The sequence below is a fragment of the Pantoea sp. Ft-CA_14 genome (assembly GCF_024520875.1).
Classification (GTDB): Bacteria; Pseudomonadota; Gammaproteobacteria; order Enterobacterales; family Enterobacteriaceae; genus Pantoea; species Pantoea agglomerans.
On the sequence record NZ_JALNPM010000006.1, the window covers coordinates 226,871 to 243,854 of the forward strand.

The window sequence follows — 16,984 nt, forward strand, 5'->3', positions numbered from 1 at the left end:
ATTGGGGTGTCGCCAAGCGGTAAGGCACTGGTTTCTGATACCAGCATTCCGGGGTTCGAATCCCTGCACCCCAGCCAAATTGCACAACCTGGCCCGCTTTTGCGGGCTTTGTTGTTTTTGTCGTTCCCCTTCCTGATTTCCTGATTGCAGGCCCGCCGTGCGGCGAGCCGACATGCGCAATCTGCTATAACCCCAGCGCGTAGCGCAATACCTGCCGCTTCAGTACCCCGGAATGTTCGGCGGCAATCAATCCGAGATTACGTGCAAACCGCAGCGGTGCCAGCTGATTGCTGAAGGCAAAATAGAACAGATCCATGCCGCCCTGCATCAGCATATTGTCTTTACGACGTTGCCGGTGATAGCGCTGCAATACGCGCTCGGATGCCCAATCCTCCGCCGCACCGCGTGCGCTGACCAGCACATTAATCAACGCATCAATATCGCGATAGCCCAGATTCACGCCCTGCCCGGCCAGCGGATTAATGGTATGCGCGGCATCACCGACCAGCGCCAGTCCTGGCAGGACATACCGTGAAGCGTGACGCCGCACCAGCGGGAAGCCGCCCGCCGCATGGGCTTTAAAACGTCCCAGCCGCGCCGGGAAGTGGCTGGCTATCTCTTTTTCCAGCTGGGCCATCGGCATCGCCTGTAGCTGACGGACTCTTGCAGGCGCGTCATACCAGACCAGCGAGGCCCGGTTGCCATACAGCGGTAAAAATGCGCGCGGTCCCTGAGGCGTAAAGTGCTGCCAGGTCGCATCGCCTGCCGGATGTTCGCAGGTCACGCTGATCAGTAAACAGGATTGCGCATAGCTCCAGCCATGAATACCAATCCCGGCCATCTGTCGCACCTGAGAGTTCGCGCCATCAGCCCCAACCACCAGGCGGGTGTGTAAGGCAACGCCGTCGTTGAGGTCGATGCGCCAGCCGCCATTTTCTGGCTGCAGGTTCTCCAGTGTGGCCGGGCAATAGCAGGTCACGCCCAGCGACTGCATCTCCTCCCATAACGCCCGCTGAAGCACGCTGTTCTCGACCATAAAGCCCAGCTCAGGCAGTCCCAGCGAGGCCGCATCAAAACTCACCTGCGCCGTCTGCCACTCCCAGGTTTCCAGCCTGCGATAGGGCGCGCTGCGCATCGCCTCTATCCGTGGCCAGACGTTGAGCTGCTTCAGCAACCCCACCGAGGATGAGCCAATCGCCGAAATTCGCAGATCGGGATCGCTGTCGGCATCAAAAGGCGCGGGTTCGGCACGCTCAATCACCGCAACGCGAAAATGTTGCTGCGTCAGTCCACAGGCCAGCGCCGCACCGACCATGCCACCGCCAACAATCACTACATCAAACTGATTATCCTGCATTGCTTATGTCCCTCTCTTATTCCCGCCAGCCTGCGCAACACGGGTCTGAATAAAGCAAAGTGTACCGGAAAACCGGATTGCTGGCAGAAAAGCCCTGAGGCTGGTCACAACAGCATCAAAGCATTACAATACGCGCCCCGCACTTCACTGCACTGAATCAATGGTTAGCGCGATGACAAAAAAACTGCATATCAAAACCTGGGGATGTCAGATGAATGAGTATGATTCATCCAAGATGTCTGATCTGCTGAACAGTACGCACGGCTATACGCTGACCGAGGTTCCTGAAGAGGCGGATATTCTGCTGCTTAACACCTGTTCTATTCGTGAGAAAGCGCAGGAGAAAGTATTCCACCTGCTGGGACGCTGGAGAAAACTCAAAGAGCGCAACCCGGATGTGATTATCGGCGTGGGCGGCTGCGTGGCGTCGCAGGAAGGGGATCATATCCGCCAGCGTGCGCCCTGCGTGGATATCGTTTTTGGTCCGCAGACACTGCACCGCCTGCCAGAGATGATCAACACCGTGCGCGGCACCAAAAGCCCGGTGGTCGACATCAGCTTCCCGGAAATCGAGAAATTTGATCGCCTGCCGGAACCGCGCGCAGACGGCCCGACTGCCTTTGTCTCCATCATGGAAGGCTGCAACAAATATTGTACTTTCTGTGTGGTGCCTTACACCCGTGGCGAGGAAGTGAGCCGTCCCAGCGATGACATTCTGCTGGAGATCGCTCAGCTGGCGGCGCAGGGCGTGCGTGAAGTTAACCTGCTTGGCCAGAACGTTAACGCCTATCGTGGTGCCACCTTTGATTGTGAAATCTGTACCTTCGCTGAGCTGCTGCGCCTGGTCGCCGCCATCGACGGTATCGACCGCATTCGCTTCACCACCAGCCACCCGATTGAGTTCACCGATGACATCATTGAGGTCTACCGCGATACGCCGGAACTGGTGAGCTTCCTGCACCTGCCGGTTCAGAGTGGATCAGACCGTATTCTGACGCTGATGAAGCGTGCTCATACTGCGCTGGAGTATAAGGCGATTATCCGCAAGCTGCGCGCGGCGCGCCCGGATATTGAGATCAGCTCTGACTTCATCATTGGTTTCCCCGGCGAAACTCAGCAGGATTTCGAGCAGACCATGAAGCTTATCGCCGAGATCAATTTCGACGTCAGCTTCAGCTTTATCTACTCTGCCCGTCCCGGCACGCCCGCCGCTGACCTGCCGGATGATGTCAGCGAAGAGGAGAAAAAGCAGCGTCTGTGGATCCTGCAGGACCGCATTAACCAGCAGGCGCAGGCGATCAGTCGCCGCATGGTGGGCACAGTGCAGCGTATTCTGGTGGAAGGCATCTCCCGCAAGAACGTGATGGAAGTCTCTGGCCGCACCGAAAATAACCGCGTGGTGAATTTCGAAGGCTCGCCTGAAATGATCGGCCGCTTTGTGGATGTTGAGATTGTTGATGTCTACACCAACTCGCTGCGCGGCAAACTGGTGCGTACTGAAGAAGAGATGGGGCTGCGCATGGCGGAAAGCCCGGCGTCCGTGATCGCCCGTACCCGTAAAGAAAATGAAATCGGCGTGAGTCTGTTCCAGCCGTGATGCCTGCTTTACTGTGCGGCAGCGCGCATCGCGTTGCCGCCAATTTCACTTTGCACCACTTGCTTTCTGAAAGTGTCGCCCAAATATCTCTCCATAAGCTTGCGCCCAGGCGTTACGGCATAAATAATTTCGTTATGGTGCATCCGGTTAAGCTTAACGGTGCGTCAGACACATCCCATAACTGGCCCTGAGTGACCCAAAGGATTCGTTTGAATATCGAAACTCGTGAAATCGCCCTTGAACCGGCTGATAACCGTCGTCTGATGAGCCTGTGTGGGCCTTTCGACGATAATGTAAAACAGCTTGAGCGTCGTCTGGGCATTGAGATCAATCGTCGCGACAACGTTTTTAAGCTGTCAGGACGTCCACTTTGCGTCAATGCCGCAGCAGATATTCTGAAAACCCTCTATGTCGATACCGCGCCTGTGCGTGGCGACATCCCGGATATCGAGCCTGATCAGATTCACCTGGCGATCAAAGAGAGCCGGGTACTGGAGCAAACCGCTGAGAGTGTGCCGGAGTACGGTAAAGCGGTCAATATCAAGACCAAGCGCGGTGTGATCAAGCCGCGCACTCCAAACCAGGCCCAGTACATCGCTAATGTGCTCGACCACGATATCACCTTTGGTGTCGGCCCGGCGGGTACCGGTAAAACCTATCTGGCGGTAGCCGCGGCAGTGGATGCGCTGGAGCGTCAGGAGATTCGCCGCATCATGCTGACCCGCCCTGCCGTCGAAGCGGGTGAAAAGCTCGGCTTTCTGCCAGGCGATCTGAGCCAGAAAGTCGACCCTTATCTGCGTCCGCTCTACGATGCGCTGTTCGAAATGCTCGGCTTCGAGCGGGTGGAAAAGCTGATGGAGCGCAACGTCATTGAAGTCGCCCCGCTGGCCTACATGCGTGGTCGTACCCTGAACGATGCGTTTATCATTCTTGATGAGAGCCAGAACACCACCATCGAGCAGATGAAGATGTTCCTGACGCGTATCGGCTTTAACTCTAAAGCGGTGATTACCGGCGACGTTACCCAGATTGACCTGCCGCGTCACGTCAAGTCAGGCCTGCGTCATGCCATTGAGGTGCTGGCGGACGTTGAAGAGATCAGCTTCAACTTCTTCCACAGCGAAGATGTGGTGCGCCATCCGGTAGTTGCCCGCATTGTCACTGCCTATGAAGCCTGGGAAGCGGCCGATCAGACCCGTCGTGACCAGCAGGCCGAAGAGCGTAAACGTGAAGCACTGGCTGCACAGAGCGCCACGCAGGAGAGCAAATGAGCGAGGTGATTCTCGACCTGCAGGTCGCCTGTGACAACACCGCTCACCTGCCTGATGAAAGCCAGTTTCATCGCTGGCTGTCAGCGGCTGTCACCCCTTTTCAGCCCGAAAGCGAAGTTACGGTGCGTCTGGTTGATGAAGCGGAGAGTCATGAGCTTAATCTGACTTATCGCGGCAAAGACAAGCCGACCAACGTCCTCTCTTTCCCGTTTGAAGCACCGCCGGGCATTGAGCTGCCGCTGCTGGGCGATCTGATCATCTGCCGCCAGGTCGTTGAGCAGGAAGCCGCTGAACAGGGTAAAAGCGCTGAAGCCCACTGGGCACATATGGTGGTACACGGCACGCTGCATCTGCTGGGTTACGACCATATTGAAGACGACGAAGCGGACGAGATGGAAGGGCTGGAGACCGAGATAATGCTTGCTCTTGGGTATCCTGATCCGTACATTTCGGAGAAAGAAGACGCCTGAATCCTGAATTCAGTCAATCCTGCTGTCAGTACAGGCTACTGACAGCACCTATTCCTCACCAGAGAGATCTATAAAAACCGCCATGAGCGACGACCATTCTCAAAACAGCGATGCACCCAGTAGTAAAAAGGGATTTTTCTCCCTGTTGATCAACCAACTCTTTCACGGTGAACCAAAAAGCCGTGATGAGCTACTGGAGCTGATCCGCGACTCGAATAACAAAGAGCTGATTGACCAGGACACCCGCGACATGCTCGAAGGGGTACTGGATATTGCGGAGCAGCGCGTGCGTGACATCATGATCCCGCGCTCGCAAATGATCACCCTGAAACGTAATCAGAGCCTCGAAGAGTGTCTGGATGTCATTATCGAATCCGCCCATTCTCGTTTCCCGGTGATCAGCGAAGATAAAGATCATGTGGAAGGGATTCTGATGGCGAAAGATCTGCTGCCGTTTATGAGCAGCGAATCTGAGCCTTTCAGCATTGAGAAAGTGCTGCGTCCTGCGGTGGTTGTGCCTGAAAGTAAGCGTGTCGACCGGATGCTGAAAGAGTTCCGCTCCCAGCGTTACCACATGGCGATCGTCATTGATGAGTTTGGCGGTGTCTCCGGTCTGGTGACCATTGAAGACATCCTGGAGCTGATCGTCGGTGAAATTGAAGATGAGTATGACGACGAAGAAGATCGTGATATCCGTCAGCTCAACCGTCACACCTTTACCGTGCGTGCACTGACCGCCATTGAAGATTTCAACGAGGTGTTTGGCACCCAGTTCAGTGACGATGAAGTCGACACCATCGGTGGTCTGGTGATGCAGGGCTTCGGTCATCTGCCCGCTCGCGGTGAAAGCATCGAGATTGAGGGTTACCAGTTCAAGGTGGCGATGGCTGACAGCCGCCGCATCATCCAGGTTCACGTGACTATTCCGGAAAATTCGCCACAACCTCAACTGGAAGACGAATAAGTCTATGGCTTTAGCCTCACTCTACCCGCGTCAGCGGGTTCGCCTGCTGCTGGCTTTAATAACGGGTGCACTTGGCACCCTCGCCTTTTCTCCCTACGATTTCTGGCCCGCCGCACTGCTCTCGCTGTGCGGCTTACAGCTGCTGACTCTTAACCGCTCCAGCCCGCAGGCCAGCGCCATTGGGTTTGTCTGGGGTTTAGGTCTGTTCGGCAGTGGCATCAACTGGGTTTATGTCAGTGTCGCCACCTTTGGCGGCATGCCTGGCCCGGTCAATGTCTTTATCGTGGCGCTGCTGGCGGCTTATCTGGCGATCTACCCGGCGCTGTTTGCCGGCGTACTGAATCGCATCTGGCCGCGAACGACGCTGTGGCGCCTGGCGCTGGCGGCACCGGCATTGTGGCAAATCACCGAGTTCCTGCGCGGCTGGGTGCTGACCGGCTTTCCGTGGCTGCAGTTTGGTTACAGCCAGATCGATGGCCCGTTAAAAGGCCTGGCCCCGCTGGCGGGCGTAGAGACGCTGACCTTCCTGCTGATGGTGGTGGCTGGCCTGCTGGCTTATGCCCTGCAACAGCGCAACGTCAGAAGTCTGGGAGCAGCGCTGCTGCTGCTGGCATTGCCATGGCCGTTGCGCTACATCCAGTGGGTTCAGCCGATGCCCGAGCGGGCCGTCGAGGTGGCGCTGGTGCAGGGAAACATCCCGCAATCGATGAAGTGGGATCCGCAGCAGCTGCTCACTACCCTGCGCATTTACAACGGTCTGAGTCAGCCGCTGATGGGCAAAGCGCCGATTATTATCTGGCCTGAATCGGCAATTACCGATCTGGAGAGTAATCAGCAGCCGTTCCTGCGTTCGCTGGATGACGAACTGCGTGAGCGCGGCAGTTCGCTGATCACCGGCATTGTGGACTCCCGGCTGGAGCAGAACCGTTATCACGATTACAACACCGTAATCGTGCTGGGCGGTAAAGCGCCGTACAACTACTTCAGCGGCAATCGTTACCAGAAGAATCACCTGGTGCCGTTTGGCGAATTTGTGCCGCTGGCCGATCTGCTGCGTCCGCTGGCCCCGTTCTTCGATCTGCCGATGTCGGCATTCAGTCGTGGCAACTACCTCCAGCCGCAACTCAGCGTGGCGGGCTATAACCTGACCAGCGCCATCTGTTATGAGATCGTGCTGGGAGAACAGGTGCGGGCCAACTTCCATCCTGACACCAACTTCCTGCTCACCGTTTCGAACGATGCCTGGTTTGGTCACTCTATCGGCCCATGGCAGCACTTCCAGATGGCGAGGATGCGTGCGCTGGAACTGGGACGTCCGCTATTGCGCAGCACCAATAATGGTGTGACTGCAGTGGTCAATGCCAGTGGTGATGTGGAAGCCATGCTGCCGCAGTTTACCCGTGATGTGCTGACCAGCAAGGTTACGCCAACGCAGGGAGAAACCCCGTATGCGCGGGCTGGCATCTGGCCAGTATGGTCACTGACGCTGCTGGCGGCGGTGATAGCACTCCTGCGCCGTCGTCGATAACCTCCCCTACTGTGCTCACTGAAGGCGAAGCACGTGCTTCGCCTTTTTCATTGTGACTCTCCGGTTTTTTTCACTCCCCACGCCGCACACTCTGCTGTCTTTCTAACCCATAACCTCTTTCTGGCACGATGATTGCAAAATGTTTCACTGCTTTTCGCAAACAGGCTGATTGCAGGCGCTGATGCCGGGCGGGTTGCACCAAAACAATTGACGCTGCTGCACCATTAACGCGCAGGGTGAAAAAATTGCCTTTTTTTGGTGCGTATCACCTCGCAAAAAAGAAACTTTTTTGTTTCATTGCGTTAACAATCCGCTATGTTAATGACTCTTCTGCGCCCGTTTAAACCGCAGAATGAGCAGAAACGCAGCAGAAAACAGACACAACATCATAATCAGCGCAGGTTATATCCTGTGCCTTTTTCATACGAAGGAGTTGGAACATGCAACTACGCAAAGTGGCATTATCTCTTCTGCTGATCAGCGCAGCGGCGGGAGCGGCCCAGGCGGAAGATCTCAGCGGCACCCTGAAGAAGATCAATGACAATGGCGTCATTGTGGTCGGGCATCGCGAATCATCAGTTCCCTTTTCTTATTATGACAACCAGCAAAAAGTCGTCGGCTACTCACAGGCTTACTCAAACGCCATCGTTGAAGCGATTAAAGCAAAGCTGAACAAGCCTGATCTGCAGGTCAAAATGATCCCGATCACCTCACAAAACCGTATTCCGCTGCTGCAAAACGGCACCTACGATTATGAGTGTGGCTCGACCACCAATAACCTTGAGCGCCAGAAACAGGCCGCCTTCTCAGACACTATTTTTGTTATCGGCACCCGTCTGCTGGTGAAGAAAGATGGCCCGATCAAAGATTTCGCTGACCTGAAAGGCAAAACCGTAGTGGTGACCTCAGGTACCACCTCTGAAGTGCTGCTGCACAAACTCAACGACGAACAGAAACTGGATCTGCGCATCATCAGCGCAAAAGATCACGGTGACTCCTTCCGTACGCTGGAAACCGGTCGTGCCGTGGCCTTTATGATGGATGATGCCCTGCTGGCAGGCGAACGCGCCAAAGCCAAAAAGCCGGACAACTGGGAAATTCTGGGCACGCCACAGTCAAAAGAAGCCTATGGCTGCATGCTGCGTAAAGATGATCCGCAGTTCAAAGCGCTGGTGGATGAAACCATTGCTAAAGCTCAGACCTCTGGCCAGGCAGAAAAATGGTTCGACACCTGGTTCAAACAGCCGATTCCACCAAAGAACCTGAACATGAACTTTGAGCTCTCTGATGACATGAAAGCGCTGTTCAAAACACCAAATGATAAAGCACTGAATTAACAAAAAAATACCCAATGGATTTCAGATTGCATTGAGGCAGCAGAAAAATGACTCCCGATGAGCCTGCTCCGGTAAGTGATTCGGGTGAGTGAATGTAGCCAACAAAAATGCAGCCTGAAAGACGACGGGTATAACAAGGGCGGCCTGGCTGCCCTCTCGATTGCTGAAACCGCGGCATGGACAGACAGACTGACACGGGTCGTTCCCCTGAGTCAGGAAATAAAACGCCGTTCATCAATCTTCAGGGTAGCTTAGCTACCCTTTTTTTCCGGAGCTCGTTATGGGTATCGATTGGAACTGGGGCATATTCCTCGAACAGGCCCCGTTCGGTAACACGACCTACCTCGGCTGGCTGTGGTCCGGTTTTCAGGTGACAATTGCCGTCTCCTGCTGCGCCTGGATTATCGCCTTCTGTGTGGGTTCATTTTTCGGCATTCTGCGCACCGTGCCTAATCGCCTGCTGTCGACCATTGGCACCTGCTATGTCGAACTGTTTCGTAACATCCCACTGATCGTCCAGTTCTTCTTCTGGTATCTGGTGGCGCCCGAGCTGGTGGGCGAAAAGCTTGGCATGTGGTTTAAGTCTGAGCTGGATCCCAACATTCAGTTCTTCCTCTCCTCGATGATCTGTCTTGGCCTGTTTACCGCCGCCCGCGTCTGCGAGCAGGTGCGCGCAGCGATTCAGTCACTGCCGAGTGGACAGAAGAATGCCGGTCTGGCGATGGGCTTAACCCTGCCGCAGACCTATCGCTATGTACTGCTGCCGAATGCGTATCGCGTGATTGTGCCGCCGATGACCTCGGAAATGCTGAACCTGGTGAAGAACTCCGCTATCGCCTCCACCATTGGTCTGGTCGATATGGCGGCGCAGGCGGGCAAACTGCTCGACTATTCTGCCCACGCCTATGAATCCTTTACCGCCATTACGCTGGCCTACGTTGCGATTAACCTGGTGATTATGTTGTTGATGAGTCTGGTCGAGCGCAAAGTCCGGCTGCCAGGCAATGCGGGAGGCAAGTAATGTACGAGTTTGACTGGAGTTCGATTACACCCAGCCTGCCCTATCTGCTTAATGGCTTAGTGATCACCTTTAAGATCACGATTACCGCCGTGGTCTTCGGCATCCTGTGGGGCACACTGCTTGCGGTGATGCGCCTGTCGACGTTTAAGCCTATCAGCTGGTTCGCTAAAATTTACGTCAACCTGTTCCGCTCGGTGCCGCTGGTTATGGTGCTGCTGTGGTTCTATCTGGTCGTGCCGAGTTTTCTGCAGCAGGTGCTGGGGCTGTCGCCCAAAACGGATATCCGACTGATTTCAGCCATGGTCGCCTTTTCGCTGTTCGAAGCGGCGTACTACTCTGAAATTATTCGCGCCGGCATCATCAGTATCTCGCGTGGACAGGGCAGTGCGGCTCTGGCGCTGGGCATGACGCAGTGGCAGGCAATGCGACTGATCATCCTGCCACAGGCGTTTCGCGCCATGGTTCCGCTGTTACTGACGCAGGGTATCGTGCTGTTCCAGGATACCTCGCTGGTTTATGTCTTAAGCCTGGCGGACTTCTTCCGTACCGCATCCACCATTGGTGAGCGTGATGGCACCCAGGTTGAAATGGTTCTGTTTGCAGGTCTTGTCTACTTCGTTATCAGCCTGAGCGCATCGCTGTTGGTCAGCTATCTAAAAAGAAAAAGGACGGTTTAAATGATTAGCCTGAAAAATGTTTCTAAGTGGTATGGTCACTTTCAGGTGCTGACCGACTGCTCAACCGACGTCAAAACCGGTGAAGTGGTGGTGGTGTGCGGCCCGTCCGGCTCCGGTAAATCAACGCTGATCAAAACGGTGAACGGCCTTGAGCCGATTCAGCAGGGCGTGATTGCGGTGAACGGCACCGAGGTGAATAACAAAAAGACTAATCTTGCGCAGCTTCGCAGCCAGGTCGGGATGGTGTTCCAGCACTTCGAGCTGTTTCCGCATCTTAGCATTATCAACAACCTGGTTCTGGCGCAGGTGAAAGTGCTGAAGCGCGACAAAGCGGCAGCCCGCGATAAAGGGCTGAAGCTGCTGAAGCGTGTGGGTCTTTCCGCCCATGCTGAGAAGTTTCCCGGCCAGCTCTCAGGCGGTCAGCAGCAGCGTGTGGCGATTGCGCGAGCGCTCTGCATGGACCCTATCGCGATGCTGTTTGATGAACCCACCTCCGCGCTGGATCCGGAAATGATCAACGAAGTGCTGGATGTGATGGTTGAACTGGCACAGGAAGGGATGACGATGATGGTGGTGACCCATGAGATGGGCTTCGCCCGTAAGGTTGCCAATCGCGTGATCTTTATGGATGAAGGGAAAATTATCGAAGACACCAACAAAGATGACTTCTTTAATAACCCACAGTCTGAGCGCGCTAAAGATTTCCTCGCAAAAATCCTGCACTAAACCTGACGAACAGGCGGGTCACCCAGGGTGGCCCGCTTCATTTAGCTACGCCGCACTATCAGGGTTCAAAAGGCTGACGCTGAAACTGGTCATTGCCGCATTCCGGACAACGTGACAGCGTTTCAGGCGTGTAGATTGCCCGGGTGAACTGGCATTTCTCACAGACCAGATTGCCCAGCCCCACCACTTCCCCACTCTGATAAACCCCGTGATGATGCAGATCCTGGAAGACCTCTCGCCACTCCAGCTGACTTTTATCGGTGATATCCGCCAGCTCTTTCCAGACGCTCTCACGGATGATGCGCATAAACAGTGAGTCCGCCAGCGGTTCTTCCACATCGGTGTAGCTGCGTGCAAACTCGCCCAGATCACGGCGCACTGAGCTGAGCGCCTGGTCAATCTCCTGTTCCGTCATATCATCGCGCACCAGCAACTGGCTTCGTCGCCCGGCAATCAGCTCATCAAGGTTACGATCGCCCTGACGGAGACGTTCAGTCAATACGGCTAACGACTCGCGATATTCCTGAGCCACTTTATTCATTTTGTTCTCCTTTATGCAGACCCTCGCTGAACTAAGTTTAGTCGTAATGTTGCTTTTGCCGTGTCGTCTGTACAGTGAATTACAAAAGGGTGAAGGCTCTGACGCTTTCGGCAGAAATCGTGCCGGCAAAAGTGGGAAGTGTTGTTGATACGCGGCCTTATGGGTATGCTATGCGGATCTTAGAGCCAGAAAAATGTTTTTCATAAAGGACCACAGGCAGCCATGCAAGAGCAATACCGCCCGGAAGAAATTGAATCCCGTGTGCAGCAGCACTGGGATGAAAACGAAACGTTTAAAGTGACTGAGCAGGAAGGTAAAGAGAAATACTATTGCCTCTCCATGTTGCCCTATCCTTCTGGCCGCCTGCACATGGGCCACGTTCGTAACTACACCATCGGCGACGTAATCGCGCGTTATCAGCGTATGCTCGGCAAAAACGTACTACAGCCGATTGGCTGGGATGCTTTCGGCCTGCCTGCGGAAGGCGCTGCGGTGAAAAACAACACCGCTCCGGCCCCGTGGACTTACGACAATATCGCCTACATGAAAAACCAGCTCAAACTGCTGGGCTTTGGCTATGACTGGAGTCGTGAACTGGCAACCTGCCAGCCAGAGTACTATCGCTGGGAACAGTGGTTCTTTACCAAACTGTATGAAAAAGGCCTGGTCTATAAAAAGACCTCTGCCGTGAACTGGTGCCCGAACGATCAGACGGTGCTGGCGAACGAGCAGGTGATTGACGGCTGCTGCTGGCGCTGCGACACCAAAGTTGAGCGTAAAGAGATCCCGCAGTGGTTTATCAAAATCACCGATTATGCGGAAGAGCTGCTGAACGACCTGGATACGCTGGAAGAGTGGCCTGAGCAGGTCAAAACCATGCAGCGTAACTGGATTGGCCGCTCTGAAGGTGTCGAAATCACCTTCGATGTGGCTGACAGCGAAGAGAAGGTCACCGTCTACACCACCCGCCCGGATACCTTTATCGGCGCAACCTATGTTGCCGTTGCCGCAGGCCATCCGCTGGCGACCCAGGCGTCGGTCAATAATCCGGCGCTGGCTGACTTTATCGCTGAATGCCGCAATACCAAAGTGGCCGAAGCCGATATGGCGACCATGGAGAAGAAAGGCATGGCGACCGGCCTGTCTGTTGTTCATCCGCTGACCGGCGAGCTTATCCCGGTCTGGGTTGCCAACTTCGTACTGATGGAATATGGCACCGGCGCTGTGATGGCGGTTCCGGCGCACGATCAGCGCGACTGGGAGTTTGCCACTAAATATGATCTGCCGATTAAGCCGGTCATCCTGAATCTGGATGGTTCCATTCCTGATGTCAGCATCGCGGCGATGACTGACAAAGGTGCGCTGTTCAACTCAGGTGAGTTTAACGGCATGGATCACGCCACCGGTTTTAACGCCATTGCGGATTCGCTGGCGGCAAAAGGCGTGGGCGTGCGTAAAGTGAACTACCGCCTGCGCGACTGGGGTGTCTCCCGTCAGCGCTACTGGGGTGCCCCTATCCCGATGGTGACGCTGGAAGATGGCACCGTTATGCCTGCACCAGAAGACCAGTTGCCGGTGATCCTGCCGGAAGATGTGGTGATGGATGGCATTACCAGCCCAATCAAAGCGGATCCGGAGTGGGCTAAAACCACGGTAAACGGCCAGCCAGCCCTGCGTGAAACCGACACCTTTGACACCTTCATGGAGTCTTCCTGGTACTACGCGCGTTATACCTGCGCCAGCTACAAGGAAGGCATGCTGGATCCGGCTGCGGCAAACTACTGGCTGCCGGTCGATCAGTATGTGGGCGGTATTGAACACGCCATCATGCACCTGATGTATTTCCGCTTCTTCCACAAGCTGCTGCGTGACGCGGGCCTGGTGAACTCCAATGAGCCAGCCAAACGTCTGCTGTGCCAGGGCATGGTGCTGGCTGACGCCTTCTACTACCTTGGTGCCAACGGCGAGCGTAACTGGGTTTCACCGGTTGACGTTGAGGTTGAGCGGGATGAGAAAGGCCGCATTGTTAAAGCCACAGACACGCAGGGCCGCGAAGTGATCTACGCGGGCATGAGCAAAATGTCGAAGTCGAAAAACAACGGCATCGACCCACAGCTGATGGTTGAGCGTTACGGCGCGGATACCGTGCGTCTGTTTATGATGTTTGCTTCACCGGCGGATATGACGCTGGAGTGGCAGGAGTCGGGCGTTGAAGGGGCGAACCGCTTCCTGAAACGTGTCTGGAAGCTGGTCTTCGAGCATACACAGAAAGGTGCGACCGTGCCACTGGATGTGGAGAGCCTGAATGACGAGCAGAAATCGCTGCGTCGCGATCTGCACAAAACCATCGCCAAAGTGGCGGATGATATTGGCCGTCGTCAGACTTTCAACACCGCCATTGCGGCGATCATGGAGCTGATGAACAAACTGGCACGCGCCCCGCAGGAAAGCGAGCAGGATCGCGCCCTGATGCAGGAAGCGCTGCTGGCCATCGTCCGTCTGCTCTATCCGTTTACCCCGCACGCCTGCTATGTTCTGTGGCAGACGCTGGGTGGCGAAGGCACTATCGATGAAGCGAGCTGGCCGGTTGCGGATGAAGCCGCTATGGTTGAAGATTCGCTGCTGGTAGTGGTTCAGGTTAACGGTAAAGTGCGCGGTAAAATCACCGTGCCAGCCGATGCAACACAGGAACAGGTTCAGGCACGCGCTGCGCAGGAGCATCTGGTAGCGAAGTATCTGGACGGCGTGACTATCCGTAAAGTCATTTATGTACCGGGCAAACTGCTTAACCTGGTCGTAGGTTAAGTTCAGGAGGAACTGTGCGACATCCGATTATCAGGCTGTTTGTCATGCTGGCGGTGGTGATCACCGCTGGCTGTGGTTTTCATCCGCGCGGCACCACTCAGGTGCCCAGCGAACTGAAAACCCTGATTGTTTCAACCGGCGATCCTTATGGGCCGCTGGCGCGTACTGTGCGTCAGCAGCTGCGTATCAACGATGTCAAAATTGTTGAAGACAGCAAACAGAATCGCACCGATATTCCGACGCTGCGCCTGGGGCCTGAATCCTCGGGCCGTAACACGGCTTCGGTCTTTATCAGCGGCACCACTGCCGAGTATCAGCTGGTGATGACCCTCACGGCGCAGGTGCTGCTGCCGGGCAAAGGTATCTATCCTATCAGCACCACGGTTTATCGGTCATTCTTCGATAACCCGAACGCTGCGCTGGCAAAAGATGCCGAGCAGGATCTGATTACGCAGGAGATGCGTCAGCGTGCTGCTGAACAGCTGGTACGTAAACTGCTGACGGTACACGCCGCGCAGATCAACAGCAAAGAGACCTTACCGGCGTCAGTGATTCCGGTGCCGGGTCAGGGTTCACAGGAAGCGCCCACTTCCTCTGCTACCAGCCTGCAATGATCAGGATTTATCCTGAGCAACTCAGCGCGCAGCTCCGTGAGGGGCTGCGCGCCTGTTATTTGTTAGCCGGTAACGAACCGCTGCTGCTGCAGGAAAGTTCAGATGCGATTCGCGTCGCCGCAACCGCGCAGGGATTCGAAGAACATTTTAGTTTTACGCTGGATGCACAGACTGACTGGGAGAGCCTGTTCGTCAGTTGCCAGTCACTGAGTCTGTTTGCTCAGCGTCAGACCATGACGCTGCAATTCCCCGATAATGGCCCCAACGCCGCGATGTCAGAACAGCTGGTTAAGCTGTCGCAGTTGCTGCACGCCGATATTCTGCTGATCTGCCGGATGGCGAAGCTGACCAAAGCGCAGGAAAACAGCGCCTGGTTTAAAGCGTTGTCCGCCTCTGCGGTACTGGTGCCCTGTCAGACGCCTGAACAGGCGCAACTGCCACGCTGGGTCGTTAATCGCGCTAAGGCGCTGAAATTATCGGTGGATGACGCGGCCGTGCAGCTGTTGTGTTACTGCTATGAAGGCAATCTGCTGGCGCTGGCGCAGGCGCTGGAGCGACTCTCGCTGCAGTGGCCCGACGGCAAGCTGACCCTGCCCCGGGTTGAAGAGGCGGTCAGTGATGCCGCGCACTTTACTCCTTTCCACTGGGTGGATGCCCTGCTGGCGGGAAAAAGCCGCCGCGCCCTGCATATTCTGCATCAGCTGGAGAAAGAAGAGAGCGAAGTGGTGATACTGCTGCGTACGCTGCAGCGTGATCTGCTGACGCTGCTGCATCTGCAACGCCACCAGACAGCGCAGCCGCTGCGTACGCTGATGGATCAGCAGCGCATCTGGCAGAACCGCCGCGCGCTGTTTACCGACGCGCTGCAACGACTGGATGCCACGCGTCTGCAACGCGCCATTCATCTGCTGAGTCAGATTGAGATCACCCTGAAGCAGGATTATGGACAGCCGGTGTGGCCGCAGTTACAGACCCTGACGCTGCTGCTCAGCAGTCGTGCTTTTCCGACGAGCTTTGCCCATGTCTGAGTTACACGCACTGTTTGGCGGCACCTTTGATCCGATTCATTTTGGCCATCTGCGCCCGGTCGAAGCGCTGGCGCAACAGACCGGCCTGCAGCGTGTGACGCTGCTGCCCAACAATGTGCCGCCGCATCGTCCGCAACCGGAAGCCAGCGCTGCCCAGCGGGTTGCTATGCTGCGCTGCGCTATCCGCGACCTGCCGCTGTTTGAGATCGATACCCGGGAGCTGGAACGCGACACGCCGTCCTGGACCGTGACCACCCTGGAAGCCTGGCGCACCGAGCGCGGTGCAGAGCAGCCGCTGGGATTTATTATTGGTCAGGATTCATTGCTGAGCTTATCAAAATGGCATCGCTGGCAGGATCTGCTGTCACTCTGCCATCTGCTGGTGTGCCAGCGCCCCGGCTATCCGACCCGGTTCGACTCGCCTGACATGCAGCGCTGGCTTGAGCAACACCTCGCTCAGGATATCCGGCAGCTGCATCAGCAGCCCGCAGGCCATATCTGGCTGGCGGACACCCCTCTCTATGACATTTCGGCCACTGAAATTCGCCGCCGTCGCCACCAGAATCAGTCCTGCGACGATCTGTTGCCCGCTGCGGTTATCGATTATATCGACCGCGAAGGCTTATATCGCGACTGATCCGGGCATGCTATACTACGCCGCTTAATTTTTTGGCTGCACTCTCCGGGCTTACAGCCGGCTCGTTACCACCAGATTCCAAGGGGAACCTTTTGCAAGGTAAAGCACTCCAAGAGTTCGTTATTGATAAGATTGATGATCTCAAAGGCCAGGACATTGTCACCATCGACGTTCAGGGCAAATCCAGCATCACCGATTTCATGATCATCTGCACCGGCACCTCCACGCGTCATGTGACTTCGATCGCAGAACACGTAGAGCAGGAGTCGCGTTTAGCAGGCCTGATGCCATTAGGCATTGAAGGTAAAAGCGCGGCAGACTGGGTCGTGGTCGATCTGGGTGATGTCATCGTGCATGTGATGCAGGAAGAGAGTCGCCAGCTGTATGAGCTGGAAAAACTCTGGGGCTAAT

General features: G+C 55.6%; 16 protein-coding genes and 1 tRNA gene. 15 read left to right on the forward strand and 2 right to left on the reverse strand.

The genetic code is table 11. The features are described 5' to 3' along the window. Positions 1-2: 2 nt before the first annotated feature. Positions 3-77 (forward strand) — tRNA-Gln (locus tag NR195_RS11985). Positions 78-184: 107 nt separating this feature from the next. Here the strand turns inward: NR195_RS11985 and ubiF are convergent. Then, positions 185-1,357, reverse strand: coding sequence for a 3-demethoxyubiquinol 3-hydroxylase (gene ubiF / locus NR195_RS11990; protein WP_256844552.1), 1,173 nt, complete (start codon positions 1,355-1,357; stop codon positions 185-187). A 172-nt stretch (positions 1,358-1,529) separates the two neighbouring features. Between ubiF and miaB the strand changes: the two genes are divergently transcribed. The 9 genes from miaB (at position 1,530) to NR195_RS12035 (ending at position 10,948) form a co-directional block, all read left to right on the forward strand. After that, positions 1,530-2,954: a tRNA (N6-isopentenyl adenosine(37)-C2)-methylthiotransferase MiaB gene (gene miaB / locus NR195_RS11995; protein WP_256844553.1), complete on the forward strand. Its 1,425-nt coding sequence runs from the start codon at positions 1,530-1,532 to the stop codon at positions 2,952-2,954. Between the two features lie 209 nt (positions 2,955-3,163). Then, positions 3,164-4,225: a PhoH family protein gene (locus NR195_RS12000; RefSeq protein ID WP_010258952.1), complete on the forward strand. Its 1,062-nt coding sequence runs from the start codon at positions 3,164-3,166 to the stop codon at positions 4,223-4,225. Beyond that, positions 4,222-4,695 carry an rRNA maturation RNase YbeY gene (ybeY, locus tag NR195_RS12005; protein WP_256844554.1) on the forward strand — a complete coding sequence of 158 codons (474 nt, stop codon included), beginning with the start codon at positions 4,222-4,224 and terminating at the stop codon, positions 4,693-4,695. Before NR195_RS12000 ends, ybeY begins: the two co-directional genes overlap by 4 nt. Before the next feature lie 82 nt (positions 4,696-4,777). Further along, the gene (corC, locus tag NR195_RS12010; protein ID WP_008925004.1) at positions 4,778-5,659 is read left to right on the forward strand and encodes a CNNM family magnesium/cobalt transport protein CorC; all 882 of its coding nucleotides are present in this window, start codon (positions 4,778-4,780) and stop codon (positions 5,657-5,659) included. A gap of 4 nt (positions 5,660-5,663) precedes the next feature. Next, positions 5,664-7,187 carry an apolipoprotein N-acyltransferase gene (lnt, locus tag NR195_RS12015; protein WP_064689945.1) on the forward strand — a complete coding sequence of 508 codons (1,524 nt, stop codon included), beginning with the start codon at positions 5,664-5,666 and terminating at the stop codon, positions 7,185-7,187. Positions 7,188-7,627: 440 nt separating this feature from the next. Next, positions 7,628-8,524, forward strand: a complete 897-nt coding sequence (locus NR195_RS12020; protein WP_010258958.1) for an amino acid ABC transporter substrate-binding protein — start codon at positions 7,628-7,630, stop codon at positions 8,522-8,524. 280 nt (positions 8,525-8,804) lie between these two features. Further along, on the forward strand, positions 8,805-9,545 hold the full coding sequence (locus NR195_RS12025; protein WP_010258960.1) for an amino acid ABC transporter permease: 741 nt from the start codon (positions 8,805-8,807) through the stop codon (positions 9,543-9,545). Continuing rightward, on the forward strand, positions 9,545-10,222 hold the full coding sequence (gltK, locus tag NR195_RS12030; RefSeq protein WP_010258961.1) for a glutamate/aspartate ABC transporter permease GltK: 678 nt from the start codon (positions 9,545-9,547) through the stop codon (positions 10,220-10,222). The genes NR195_RS12025 and gltK overlap by 1 nt, the downstream gene beginning before the upstream one ends. After that, a complete protein-coding gene (locus NR195_RS12035; protein WP_010258962.1) occupies positions 10,223-10,948 on the forward strand; it encodes an amino acid ABC transporter ATP-binding protein in 726 nt (241 codons plus the stop codon). 58 nt (positions 10,949-11,006) lie between these two features. Here the strand turns inward: NR195_RS12035 and NR195_RS12040 are convergent, their stop codons facing one another. Then, positions 11,007-11,489 (reverse strand): zinc ribbon-containing protein, encoded by a 483-nt coding sequence (locus NR195_RS12040; RefSeq protein ID WP_010258963.1) that lies wholly within the window; start codon positions 11,487-11,489, stop codon positions 11,007-11,009. Positions 11,490-11,711: 222 nt separating this feature from the next. On the opposite strand from NR195_RS12040, the gene leuS reads away from it, so the two are divergent. The 5 genes from leuS (at position 11,712) to rsfS (ending at position 16,983) form a co-directional block, all read left to right on the forward strand. Then, on the forward strand, positions 11,712-14,294 hold the full coding sequence (leuS, locus tag NR195_RS12045) for a leucine--tRNA ligase (RefSeq protein WP_256844555.1): 2,583 nt from the start codon (positions 11,712-11,714) through the stop codon (positions 14,292-14,294). Between the two features lie 14 nt (positions 14,295-14,308). Continuing rightward, complete coding sequence (gene lptE / locus NR195_RS12050; protein WP_010258965.1) at positions 14,309-14,908, forward strand: LPS assembly lipoprotein LptE; 600 nt, start codon at positions 14,309-14,311, stop codon at positions 14,906-14,908. After that, positions 14,905-15,936: a DNA polymerase III subunit delta gene (gene holA / locus NR195_RS12055; protein WP_154209650.1), complete on the forward strand. Its 1,032-nt coding sequence runs from the start codon at positions 14,905-14,907 to the stop codon at positions 15,934-15,936. The genes lptE and holA overlap by 4 nt, the downstream gene beginning before the upstream one ends. Further along, positions 15,929-16,573, forward strand: coding sequence for a nicotinate-nucleotide adenylyltransferase (nadD, locus tag NR195_RS12060; protein ID WP_256844556.1), 645 nt, complete (start codon positions 15,929-15,931; stop codon positions 16,571-16,573). Before holA ends, nadD begins: the two co-directional genes overlap by 8 nt. A 92-nt stretch (positions 16,574-16,665) precedes the next feature. Next, positions 16,666-16,983 (forward strand): ribosome silencing factor, encoded by a 318-nt coding sequence (rsfS, locus tag NR195_RS12065; RefSeq protein WP_010258968.1) that lies wholly within the window; start codon positions 16,666-16,668, stop codon positions 16,981-16,983. Position 16,984 lies beyond the last annotated feature (1 nt).

What these genes read in the sequence shown, in the direction of transcription:
- ubiF (WP_256844552.1), bottom strand. Translation starts at nt 1,357, where the DNA reads ATGCAGGATAATCAGTTTGATGTAGTGATTGTTGGCGGTGGCATGGTC.
- miaB (WP_256844553.1), top strand. Translation starts at nt 1,530, where the DNA reads ATGACAAAAAAACTGCATATCAAAACCTGGGGATGTCAGATGAATGAG.
- ybeY (WP_256844554.1), top strand. Translation starts at nt 4,222, where the DNA reads ATGAGCGAGGTGATTCTCGACCTGCAGGTCGCCTGTGACAACACCGCT.
- corC (WP_008925004.1), top strand. Translation starts at nt 4,778, where the DNA reads ATGAGCGACGACCATTCTCAAAACAGCGATGCACCCAGTAGTAAAAAG.
- lnt (WP_064689945.1), top strand. Translation starts at nt 5,664, where the DNA reads ATGGCTTTAGCCTCACTCTACCCGCGTCAGCGGGTTCGCCTGCTGCTG.
- NR195_RS12020 (WP_010258958.1), top strand. Translation starts at nt 7,628, where the DNA reads ATGCAACTACGCAAAGTGGCATTATCTCTTCTGCTGATCAGCGCAGCG.
- NR195_RS12025 (WP_010258960.1), top strand. Translation starts at nt 8,805, where the DNA reads ATGGGTATCGATTGGAACTGGGGCATATTCCTCGAACAGGCCCCGTTC.
- gltK (WP_010258961.1), top strand. Translation starts at nt 9,545, where the DNA reads ATGTACGAGTTTGACTGGAGTTCGATTACACCCAGCCTGCCCTATCTG.
- NR195_RS12035 (WP_010258962.1), top strand. Translation starts at nt 10,223, where the DNA reads ATGATTAGCCTGAAAAATGTTTCTAAGTGGTATGGTCACTTTCAGGTG.
- NR195_RS12040 (WP_010258963.1), bottom strand. Translation starts at nt 11,489, where the DNA reads ATGAATAAAGTGGCTCAGGAATATCGCGAGTCGTTAGCCGTATTGACT.
- leuS (WP_256844555.1), top strand. Translation starts at nt 11,712, where the DNA reads ATGCAAGAGCAATACCGCCCGGAAGAAATTGAATCCCGTGTGCAGCAG.
- holA (WP_154209650.1), top strand. Translation starts at nt 14,905, where the DNA reads ATGATCAGGATTTATCCTGAGCAACTCAGCGCGCAGCTCCGTGAGGGG.
- nadD (WP_256844556.1), top strand. Translation starts at nt 15,929, where the DNA reads ATGTCTGAGTTACACGCACTGTTTGGCGGCACCTTTGATCCGATTCAT.